The organism is Parvibaculum sp. (assembly GCF_040882025.1).
Lineage (GTDB): Bacteria > Pseudomonadota > Alphaproteobacteria > Parvibaculales > Parvibaculaceae > Parvibaculum.
The window spans coordinates 1-7366 of sequence record NZ_JBBECC010000030.1 but is presented as its reverse complement, the minus strand read 5'-3'; the positions used below and the strand labels follow the sequence as shown (position 1 = coordinate 7366).

Sequence of the window (7366 nt, the reverse complement as noted above, 5' to 3'; positions counted from 1 at the left end):
ATGCTGGAGACCATGTATGCCGCGCCCGGCATCGGGCTCGCGGCGGTGCAGGTCGGTGTGCCGAAAGCGGTAATCGTCATGGATCTGGCGCGGGACGGCGAAAAGCCTGAGCCGCGCTATTTCGTCAATCCGGAGCTTCTCTGGGCCTCGGACGACACGGCGATCTACGAGGAAGGCTGCCTCTCGGTTCCCGATCTTTACGAGGAAGTCGAGCGCCCGGCGCGCTGCCGTGTGCGCTATCTCGACTATCAGGGCGAGATTCGCGAGGAGGAATGCGACGAGTTGCTCGCCACCTGCCTGCAGCACGAAATGGATCATCTGAAGGGCATCCTCTTCATCGACCATCTCTCGCGCGTCAAGCGTTCGATGATGCTGAAAAAACTGATCAAGCAGAAGAAGCTGCAGGAAAAGGAACCGGCTTGAGCGCCGCCCACCCGCCGGAGGCGCGCAATGGATAGATTGCGCCTCGCCTTCATGGGCACGCCCGATTTCTCGGTTCCGGTTCTCGCCGAGATTCTGGCCGCCGGCCACGAGGTGGTCGCTGTATACGCGCAGCCGCCGCGCAAGGCCGGCCGGGGCATGGCCGAGCAACTGTCGCCGGTGCATCGCTTTGCCGAAGAGCAGGGCATTCCCGTCTTCACGCCCGCCTCGCTGAAAGGCGAAGCCGAGCAACGGGCCTTCGCCGCGCTCGATCTCGATGTCGCGGTCGTCGTCGCCTACGGTCTCATCCTGCCCAAACCGGTGCTCGAGGCACCGCGTCTCGGTTGCCTCAACCTGCATGCCTCGCTCTTGCCGCGCTGGCGCGGCGCCGCGCCCATGCAGCGGGCCATCATGGCGGGGGATGCCGAAACCGGCGTCATGGTAATGCAGATGGAGCAAGGTCTCGACACCGGTCCCGTGCTGCTGGCCGAGCATGTGGTGATCACGCCCGACGATACGTCGGGCCGCCTGCATGACAGGCTCTCGCATATCGGAGCCTCGTTGATGGTTCGTGCGCTGGCGGCTCTGTCGCGCGGCGCGCTCGATGCGTCGCCGCAGGCCGAAACCGGCGTCACCTATGCAACGAAGATCGGCAAGGCCGAGGCCCGCATCGACTGGTCGCGTCCCGCCGGCGAACTCGATTGCCACATTCGCGGATTGACGCCGGCACCCGGCGCTTTCTTCGAGATAACGCGCGGCAAGGAGACCGTCCGCATCAAAATCCTCCGCGCAAGGCCCGTCGGAAAATCCGGCAAACCCGGCGACGTGCTGTCCGCCGGCGACACGATCGTCATCGCCTGCGGGCAGGGCGCCCTCGAAATCGCCGAACTGCAGCGCGCCGGCAAGTCCCCCGTCAATGCGCGCGAATTCCTGCGCGGCTTTCCTCTGGGCGTCGGCGAGAGCGTCCTCTGATGCCGCGCTACAAGCTCACCATCGAATATGACGGCGCGCCATTTGTCGGTTGGCAGGCGCAGACCAATGGCCTCTCCGTGCAGCATGTCATCGAAGCCGGTTTCAAGGGCTTCTGCGGCGAAGACGTGAAGGTCCATGGCGCGGGCCGCACCGATGCCGGCGTTCATGCGCTCGGACAGGTCGCCCATGTCGATCTGGCGAACGGTGTTGTGCCCGACACGTTGCGCGACGCGGTCAACGCGCATATGCGTCCCCATCCTGTCGCCATTATCGCGGTCCTGCCGGTCGCCGATACATTCGAGGCGCGCTTCGCCGCCGTGAAGCGCCACTATATGTACCGGATCGTCAACCGTCGCGCGCCGTTGACGCTCGATCGCGGCCAGGCGTGGCTGGTCCACAAACCGCTCGACGCCGAGGCGATGCACGCTGCGGCGCAGGCGCTGGTCGGCAATCACGACTTCACGACCTTCCGCTCGGTGCAATGCCAGGCGAAATCGCCGGTCAAGACGGTCGACGAGATTTCGGTGTCGCGCTACGGCGAGGAAATCGAAGTCACCTGCCGCGCGCGAAGCTTCCTGCACAATCAGGTGCGTTCTTTCGTCGGTACGCTGAAAATGGTCGGCGAAGGCAAATGGACGAAACACGACGTCGAAAAGGCACTGGTCGCGAAGGATCGCGCCGCCTGTGGTCCCGTCGCACCGCCGGATGGGCTTTACCTGCTACAGGTGGATTACTGACGTCCGTCCTCGCATTTCTTTGAACCGTCATTGCGAGCGAAGCGAAGCAATCTAGAAAGCCGCACATTGAAGGCTGGATTGCTTCGTCGGCTGCGCCTCCTCGCAATGACGATGTAGGGAGTCAGCCCGGCCGGATATCCACCAGCTCGACATCCTTCGCGCGGATCGTCTCGCCGAAGAAAATCCCGCCCACCCGCGCGAAGCGCTCCGCGCTGTCGGTTGCCATGAAGCGCGTCTTGCCCTTGCCGCGCCGCTGCGCCGCAAGTCCGCGCTCGGCAAGCGCCGCCTCGACGGCCTTCGCGGTCGTCGCGGCGCTGTCGACCAGCTTGACGCTCTTGCCCGCCGCCTTGCCGATGACGCGCGCCAGCACCGGAAAATGCGTGCAGCCGAGCACCAGCGTGTCGGGCGCGTTGCGTCCCTTGAAGAGCGGCGCCAGATAACGTTTCGCCGCAGCCTCCGCGACTTCGCCCCTGACCCAGCCTTCCTCGGCCAGCGTCACGAACAGCCCGCAAGGTGCCTGTGTCACATGTGCAGCGGGCGCCAGCGCATGGATCGCGCGCATATAGGCGCCGCCCTTGACCGTCGCCTCCGTGCCGATAACGCCGATGCGCCCGCTCTTCGTCGCCGCGACGCCCGCCTTCGCGCCGGGCTCGATCACGCCGATAACGGGAATGGGAGCAAGCGCGGCGGTCAGCGGTTCGATCGCGACGGCCGACGCCGTGTTGCAGGCGATGACGATCATTTTGACGTCATGCGTCAACAGATGCCTCGTCGCCTGCGTCGCATAGGCGGTCACGGTCTCCGCGCTCTTGGTGCCATAGGGCAGCCGCGCCGTATCGCCGAGATAGACGAGATCCTCATGCGGCAGCCGCGCCCTGAGCGCCTTCAGCACGGTAATGCCGCCGATGCCGCTGTCGAAAACGCCGATCGGTCTGTTGTCGCTCACGCAAGGCCCCCGGTCAGAAACAATCCCCCCAGCAGCTGGTCGATGGTGAGGCTCAACACGAGATCGAAAGCCAGGATCGCCGCTGCCGGGCCCGCTTCCGCGCCGAGCACGCTGCGCGCGATCTGCCAGCGATACCAGCCGAGCAGCGCCAGCGCCGGCAGCGACAGCAGCATCGCGCCGACACCCGGCAGAAGGCCCAGCGAAAAGGGGATGAGCGGCACCGCGAAAGCGGCCGATGTCAGCAGCACGCCCCAATTATAGGTGATGAGATAGGCGGTGTAGTTGGCGCCGAGACCGAGCACGCGCGCGATGCGCAGCATGGCGGAAAGGAACATCGCCCAGTAGATCAGCGCGGCGGCGACCTCGATGGCGATGAAGGCGCCGAGCGAGGTCTCCAGGACAATGCCCGGCTCCGCTTGCGCGATCTGCCACAGGGCGGCCGCGGTGAAGAAGAGGACCGGAATCGAAAGCGCGAGGCCCGTGAAGGAGCGCAACGCCCCGTCGGCCGAAAGGTCGAAACAGTCGCGCGCGCTGTCCTCGCGCTTGACGATCCGCCAGGCGCCGGTCAGCCCGCTTGTGATTTCGTTGAGGCTGGTCACGCCGCCCTCGTCATGCGCCGGCCCGCCCGGCGAAATAGCCGCGCAGTACCGTTTCATAGATGTCGGCAAGCCGCGCGATGTCGTCGACGCCGGCATTCTCGTCGGCCTTGTGCATCGTCTGGTTGGTCAGCCCGAATTCGACGACCGGTGCATGGGCGCGGATGAAGCGCGCATCCGACGTGCCGCCGGTTGTCGAAAGCTCGGGCGTAATGCCTGTCACTTCCTTCGCCGCTTCCGCGATCAGCGCCGAAAAGGCGCCAGGTTCGGTGATGAAAGCCTCGCCCGAAACGCTCGTCTTGAACGTGTAGCTGCCGCCCATCTCCGCCGTCACCGTGTCGAGCACGCAGCGCATCCACTTGTCGAGCGAGGCGCCTGTATGAAGATCGTTGAAGCGGATATTGACGGTCGCCCGCGCCGACCCCGGAATGACATTCGTTGCCGTGTTGCCGACATCGACGGTTGTCACTTCAAGATTGGAAGGCTGGAAATGATCCGTTCCTTCGTCGAGCAGATGCGCGTCGAGCCGCCGGAGCATTTCGAGAAGCGTCGGCACCGGATTGTCGGCAAGCTGCGGATAGGCGACATGCCCTTGTGTGCCCGTCACCGTCAGCCAGCCATTGATGCTGCCGCGCCGCCCGACCTTGATCGTGTCGCCGAGCCGCTCGACGCAGGTTGGCTCGCCGACCAGGCAATGATCGATCGTCTCGCCGCGCGCCGCGAGCCGCTCCAGCATCTTCTTCGTGCCGTTGATGCCGGGGCCTTCCTCGTCGCCGGTAATCAGCAGGCTGATCGAGCCTTGAAAGCCGTCCACCGCCACCCGCTGCGCCGCCGCGACAAAAGCGGCAATGGCGCTTTTCATGTCGGCGGCGCCCCGTCCGTAAAGCCGCCCCGCCTTCACATCCGCCGCAAAAGGATCGACCGTCCAGGCCGACGCCTCGCCCACAGGCACCACATCCGTGTGGCCGGCAAAACAGAAATGAGGCTGCCCGCTGCCGAGCCGCGCATAGAGATTGTCGATATCGGGCGTGCCTTCGGCCGAAAAGCGCATCCGCTCGCAGGTGAAGCCGAGCGGCGCCAGATAGCGTTCCAGCACGGCGAGCGCACCGGCATCGGCCGGCGTCACGCTCGGACAGCGAATGAGGTCGACGGCGATGCCGAGCGGGTCATAGGGAAGGGCGGGTTGGGTCATGGCACCTTGGTAGCCCGCCGCCCGCCGCGCCGTCAAATGAACCCGCCTAGTCTCTCAGGAGTTCGTTGATCGCGGTCTTGGAGCGGGTCTGAGCATCGACCGTTTTGACGATGACACAGCAATAGAGCGAGGGCGAAGGCGACCCGTCCGAATTGGGCTTGCCCGGCAGCGAACCCGGCACGACAACCGAATAAGGCGGTACCTTGCCGATATGAACTTCGCCGGTCGCCCGGTCGATGATCTTGGTCGAGGCCGAAATGAAGACACCCATCGAGAGCACCGCCCCCTCGCCGACGATCACCCCTTCGACCACTTCCGAGCGCGCACCGATGAAGCAATTGTCCTCGATGACGACGGGGTTGGCCTGCAAGGGTTCCAGCACGCCCCCGATGCCGACACCGCCCGACAAATGGCAGTTCTTTCCGATCTGTGCACAGGAACCGACGGTGACCCAGGTATCGACCATCGTCCCCTCATCGACATAGGCGCCGAGATTGACGAAGGACGGCATCAGGACGACGCCCGGCGCGATATAGGCCGAGCGGCGCACCACGGCCCCCGGCACGGCGCGGAAGCCGCCCTTCCGGAATTCGGCTTCGCTCCAGCCGGCGAATTTCGACGGCACCTTGTCCCACCAGCTGGTGTTGGTGCCAGGCCCGCCGGCGATCAGCGCCATGTCGTTGAGGCGGAAGGAGAGCAGCACGGCTTTCTTGAGCCATTGATGCACCACCCATTCGTCCCCAAGATCCTTTGGGAACTTTTCGGCAACGCGCGCCGCGCCGCTGTCCAGCGCGTTGAGCGCCGCCTCCACGGCCTCGCGCACCTCGCCCTTGGTCTCGAAATTGACGGCGTCGCGATTGTCGAAAGCGGCCTCGATGACGGGCTTGAGGTCGGCAAGGCTCATGGGGTTCCTCTCGGCATGGCAAGGCGGGGCCGGGGGAAGATACCCCCCGGCCTCACCCTGTCAACCGGGATGGAAATTGGGCCTCAATCCGCCGCGATCGAAAGCGACGGCGTTTCCTCGCGCAGCACGCTTTCGCGCACCGGCCGGGGCTCGCCGAAGAGGAAGCCCTGACCGAGTTCGACATTGAGATCGAGAATGTCGACGACCTCGCGCTCGGCCTCCACCTTGTCGACGATGAGCTGGATGCCGTTGCGGCGCATCAGTTCCTTCAGATCGCCCGCGTCGATATCGCCCGACGCCATCTGCCGCCCGTCGAGCAGCGTCTGCGCCGAGACCTTGACGAAGCGGAAATTGCCGTCATGCAGCGCCTTCGGATTGAGCTTGAGGCTCGTCACCTGGTCCATCGAGAAACGGAAACCGAGGGCGGCCAGCGCCTCGAAGCTCGCCTCTTCCACGGGCCCGGCGCCGTTCACCGTCATCTGGCTGAATTCGAAAATCAGATGCTGCGCCAGATCCTTGTTGTGCTGCATGTATTCGATGAATTGCGGAAAGAAATCGGAATCGAGCAGCGAGAAGGCCGAGATGTTGCAGAAGACGCCGGCCTTGCTGTTGCGCTGCGCGAGCTTGCGCACGACCTGGATGCAGCGGAAGAGAAGGATGTTGTCGACAGCGGGCATCATCCCGGCGGGCTCGGCGACGCGCATGTAGTCGCGCGGCATGATGAGCTCGCCCCGGTCGGTCCGGAGCCGCGAAAGCCCTTCGTAATAAAGCACCTTGCGTTGCGGCAGGCTGACCACCGGCTGCAAATAGAGATCGACGCGGTTGGTTTCGAGCGAGCGGCGGATCGCGTCCAGCAATTCGGTATCGTCCATCTGCCCGACGCCGCGTGTCGGCTCCGGCGGCGGCACGTCGCTGTCGGGTATGCGCGTTTCGGCGAGGGCCGGCGGCGCGTCGGCGGCCGGCGCTTCGCTGACAAGGACTTCGCTGACCTGTGTTTCGACAACGGGTGCCGAGGCTTCGATGGCCGCCGCCGCGGCGCTCGCCGCGCGCGTTTCGGCGAGCCGCTTGACGAGGCTCTCGATGACGCGGATTTCCGAGAAGATGCGTTCCATGCGCTCGCTCGTCTCGCGTTCGAAGCGCTCTTCCATTTCGACGATCTTGTCGGCCGCGTCGTCGAGATCGCGCGACAATCCGGCCGCAAGGCTGGTCAGTTCCTGCAGTTCCTTGCGTACCTGGCGGCGCTCGACCGTGCGTGAAATCGCGGCATGCGCTTCCGCGCCGAGCAGGCAGGCGATGAGACCCGCGAGAGCGGCCAGCTTCGGATCGAAGCCGAAAATCTCGATCGCGCCGAAAGCGAGCCCGATCGACGGCAGCACATAAAGCAGCGTGGCGGCGGAATGCTTCTTCGACGACATGGAAAGGCCCCCGTTTCCCCGGAAATTCACTCGTTGTTCACCCTATGCCGGAGCCCTTGAGAAACGGTTAACCACGCGGCGCCCCCTCACCCTTCCCACCGACACGGCTTTGCCGCATCGGCGGGCCCCTTCCCTCTCTCCCCAACGGGGAGAGGGAGGGAGCGGGCGCAAGCCCGCGGAAGGG

The 7366-nt window shown here is 65.0% G+C and carries 8 protein-coding genes; 3 read left to right on the top strand and 5 right to left on the bottom strand.

Features of this window, described 5'->3' with window-relative positions:
- The 3 genes from def to truA form a co-directional block, all read left to right on the top strand.
- On the top strand, positions 1 to 423 hold a 423-nt coding region (gene def, locus WEB61_RS02175), incomplete at its 5' end, for a peptide deformylase (RefSeq protein ID WP_368062691.1).
- A gap of 36 nt (positions 424 to 459) precedes the next feature.
- The gene (gene fmt / locus WEB61_RS02170) at positions 460 to 1392 is read left to right on the top strand and encodes a methionyl-tRNA formyltransferase (protein ID WP_368062692.1); all 933 of its coding nucleotides are present in this window, start codon (positions 460 to 462) and stop codon (positions 1390 to 1392) included.
- A complete protein-coding gene (gene truA, locus WEB61_RS02165; RefSeq protein ID WP_368062690.1) occupies positions 1392 to 2129 on the top strand; it encodes a tRNA pseudouridine(38-40) synthase TruA in 738 nt (245 codons plus the stop codon). The genes fmt and truA overlap by 1 nt, the downstream gene beginning before the upstream one ends.
- Positions 2130 to 2250: 121 nt before the next feature.
- Here the strand turns inward: truA and murI are convergent, their stop codons facing one another.
- The 5 genes from murI to WEB61_RS02140 all read right to left on the bottom strand — a co-directional run bounded on the left by murI (position 2251) and on the right by WEB61_RS02140 (position 7182).
- Entirely contained in the window at positions 2251 to 3075 is an 825-nt protein-coding gene (murI, locus tag WEB61_RS02160; RefSeq protein ID WP_368062689.1) for a glutamate racemase, read from the bottom strand.
- Positions 3072 to 3674 (bottom strand): hypothetical protein, encoded by a 603-nt coding sequence (locus WEB61_RS02155; protein ID WP_368062688.1) that lies wholly within the window; start codon positions 3672 to 3674, stop codon positions 3072 to 3074. The genes murI and WEB61_RS02155 overlap by 4 nt, the downstream gene beginning before the upstream one ends.
- 10 nt (positions 3675 to 3684) lie before the next feature.
- A complete protein-coding gene (gene dapE / locus WEB61_RS02150) occupies positions 3685 to 4863 on the bottom strand; it encodes a succinyl-diaminopimelate desuccinylase (protein WP_368062687.1) in 1179 nt (392 codons plus the stop codon).
- 46 nt (positions 4864 to 4909) lie between these two features.
- Positions 4910 to 5767: a 2,3,4,5-tetrahydropyridine-2,6-dicarboxylate N-succinyltransferase gene (dapD, locus tag WEB61_RS02145; protein WP_368062686.1), complete on the bottom strand. Its 858-nt coding sequence runs from the start codon at positions 5765 to 5767 to the stop codon at positions 4910 to 4912.
- An 83-nt stretch (positions 5768 to 5850) separates the two neighbouring features.
- Positions 5851 to 7182 carry an EAL domain-containing protein gene (locus tag WEB61_RS02140; RefSeq protein WP_368062685.1) on the bottom strand — a complete coding sequence of 444 codons (1332 nt, stop codon included), beginning with the start codon at positions 7180 to 7182 and terminating at the stop codon, positions 5851 to 5853.
- Positions 7183 to 7366 lie beyond the last annotated feature (184 nt).